This is a genomic window from Daejeonella sp. (assembly GCF_049655485.1).
Taxonomy (GTDB): Bacteria; Bacteroidota; Bacteroidia; order Sphingobacteriales; family Sphingobacteriaceae; genus Daejeonella.
Genome location: NZ_JBASJU010000429.1, coordinates 1 through 2,052, shown reverse-complemented (window position 1 = coordinate 2,052; position 2,052 = coordinate 1). Strand labels below are relative to the sequence as shown.

2 protein-coding genes are annotated in these 2,052 nt (G+C 40.0%); both read right to left on the bottom strand.

All coding sequences use genetic code 11. From position 1 onward, the window contains the following. The coding region (locus WBJ10_RS17330; RefSeq protein WP_424292576.1) for a PQQ-dependent sugar dehydrogenase at positions 1-1,650 on the bottom strand (1,650 nt) is incomplete at its 3' end. A gap of 107 nt (positions 1,651-1,757) precedes the next feature. Next, positions 1,758-2,052 (bottom strand): hypothetical protein (locus tag WBJ10_RS17325; protein WP_424292574.1); only part of this gene is annotated, 295 nt, incomplete at its 5' end.

Genomic DNA, 2,052 nt, shown 5'->3' with positions numbered 1-2,052 from the left:
GATCAATTCATAGGCTCTCAAAACATCTATTTGCTGTGATTCAGGTAGTGCATTGAAGTTAATACCCATTAATGCATTGATCATCCTGATTTGTAAACCTCTGTTTCCAGTTCTGGCCATAGCAATCATGGCTTGAGTTAGTATCTGTGGATCTTTTTCTTTAAATGCTCTTTCCTGCCATTGGCTAATGGGCTGATGTTCCATTACAATACGGGCAGCATAACGGATAAAGCGATCTTCATTCCCCATGTTTCGCCAGGCCAGGCCAATAGCTTTTGAATTTGGGGCACCATGAAATGATTCCAGCCGTTGTCTTAATTTACGGGCTTCCAGTATCTCACGTGAAGTATTCGTTACTAATGGATCATTTGGCAAGTTATTTTCGTCATAATAAACACGGTAGAGGTCTGAATCGAGTCTGCGTCCTCCCGTTAAAAAGTACATCGCTCCATCTGGTCCGACAATACCATCAGTTAAGGGTAATGGCGCACCGGAAATAAATTCTTCCGCGGTTGCTTTGTACGAAGACCCGCTTGGAATTAATTGAACGGCATAGATGATTCCAAAGCTCCAGTCGAAGGCAAATAAGCCTCTGCGATATTTTTCAGGAAATCGTGCATTAATTCCGCTGAAAAGACTTGTAGGTGAGCCCTGTCCGATGTTTAATATTGGGGGCAGGTTATCCGGATAAGCCGGCGACCATTTACTGTTACCTGTGCGCCATCCAAATTCGCTGCCGCTGGTTGAATGGCTTATACGTGTAGGACGGTACCATGGCATACCAAAATCCCACTCCATGTCTGCATCATAAACAAACATATCTCCAACTTCATTAAATGCAAGGTCAAATGCGTTTCTATATCCCGCACTGATCAATTCCCAATTTGTTCCTTCAGGGTTTATTTTGACAACAAATCCACCCGGAGCATAACGATCATTTGCATGTCCGTTCGGATCTTTTATTAACGGAAATAAGTTGTCTTCTTTCCAGGTTTCAGGCAAACGATAGGCATCCATTTTGGGAACATCCACATGATTTCCAGCTATGAGGTAAATTGATTTTTTATCAGGAGAAATGACCATACTGTGTGGTCCATGTTCTCCACCCGGAGTAACCAGGTCTTTAAGCAAGGTAATCTCATCATACTGATCATCATTGTTAGTATCTTTAAGTCGGTAAAGACCACTACTCTTAGCCATTGAGGTATCACCTTTATGATTAACCATCACGTAAAGGCTATTGAAAGCGTACAATAAACCCTGAGCATAGCCCATTTTTATCTTCTCTTTGGTGGTATCACCCTCTATCTTTATCTCAAGCTTTTCGACAATAGTCTTCGATTTAACAGAATCCGTTCCAATTGGGGGGATAGTTAATCGATATAGATATCCGTATTGATCACAAGTGATCATCCTCCCTTTGTCGTCAAATGTCATCGCTACCCACGATCCGTTTTTATTCTCAGAAGGGCTGTAAAGATGTTCGGCCTTAAAGCCGGGTAGCAGCTTGAGCTTCTCAACTTTTGGGTCTAACTCTCTGGCTCTGTTTCTACTAGTTTCTTTAACGTTGCCGATAAAAGAAACTCCAATAATAAGAATGACAGAAAGTGTTGCTAATAATTTTACAGTTGTAATGCGATTTATGCTCATATAATATTTAATTAAAGATTCTATTTTAAAAACGAATGTGATTTTTTACCGCCTAACCTTAAAGGCTTTAAACATTTTATTAATATACATATATTTTAAAAAGTAAATCAGGGCGCTTCATTAAAAAAAAACACATAAGCCATCCTTACCTGCAACGATAATATCCATCCTCCCTGTTTTATGTAGGTCAGCAATAGAATTCTTCCATCTCCGTTCACATCAAGCGGTATAGTTGAAAAATCGTCAAAATACTCGTTAACTCTTTTAACCTGCCCTATTATATGACGCTTCAGAAAGGATGGCCCTTCATACCAATAACTTCCAGATACAATATCTAAAAAATCATCCCCATTTACATCAAAAACTCCGGCAGATTCCGCACTTTCAGCAGCAATCATCTGC